This is a genomic window from Cysteiniphilum litorale, assembly GCF_003428165.1.
Taxonomy (GTDB): Bacteria; Pseudomonadota; Gammaproteobacteria; order Francisellales; family Francisellaceae; genus Caedibacter; species Caedibacter litoralis.
Map to the genome: position 1 here is coordinate 1 of NZ_QLIQ01000151.1, position 851 is coordinate 851.

Annotated in this window: 1 protein-coding gene and 1 pseudogene; both read right to left on the reverse strand. The window is 38.5% G+C overall.

Annotation, left to right across the window (positions count from 1 at the left end):
• Window positions 1–583 (reverse strand): annotated as a pseudogene (locus DNJ75_RS14990) (hypothetical protein); the annotation flags it as partial.
• Between the two features lie 82 nt (window positions 584–665).
• Window positions 666–851 (reverse strand): complement resistance protein TraT (gene traT / locus DNJ75_RS14995; RefSeq protein ID WP_233432424.1); only part of this gene is annotated, 186 nt, incomplete at its 5' end.

An 851-nucleotide genomic window follows, 5' to 3' on the forward strand; every position in this document is an offset into this window, starting at 1 on the left:
TGTATTTATTGCGATGCTGCAATATATTTAAGCCAAACTGTGATGAATTCATCTTACCAAACGGTAAACCGCCCTCATGCAGATTGGAGAACAAAAAGTTTTGAAGTTGACCACGATTCGTTGGAAAAGTGATGTTTGAGCCATCTTCGGCGTCCTGATCTATATCCTCAAATACGACACTGGTGTAATAACCCCCTTTACTGTTTTGATTGCTCTCATTGTCTTCCTCAATACTAACCTTGCTTTTGGCACTATCTGCTTTAAGTAAAGCAACCTCCGCTTTTAACTCTGCCAGTTGCGCCTCAATTGAAGTATCACTCCCCCGACTGTCCTCAGCAAAGCCAACGAAAGGAAAAAAACAGCTCATCAGCACGCTATAAAAAATCAACGCTCTTTTATTCTTCTCAGTTTTCTCAGGTTGTTGAACACTTTCAACCCGCTTAGTGCTTCCTGTTATCTGAGTCTTTTGGACTGACCTATTTTCCTTAGCTTCTTTAGTTTCTTCACTCTTTTTGCCTGTATTGCCTTTTTCCATCTTTTTGTCATTCTTTACTTTTTCCCCAATAAATTTTATTTCCTGCATATTGAACCCATCGATCTAACTTCGAGTTTTTTAATTCCTGTGAGGCTTAAAAGTATCAAAAAAACACGACTAAATATTTACATCAAATGTATCGAATTGCTGTAAAACGCTTTAACAATAAAGGTTTAGTCAAGCTTATTCCCCCTAAAATCCCACTAACCTGCTTGGCAATCTGTGCCTGTAACTCCGGCTTAGCTTCCTCAAATTTTAAATTTACTTGATTGGCAACCGACACTATCCGTGTACGGTATCTTAACCAGTCTGATTT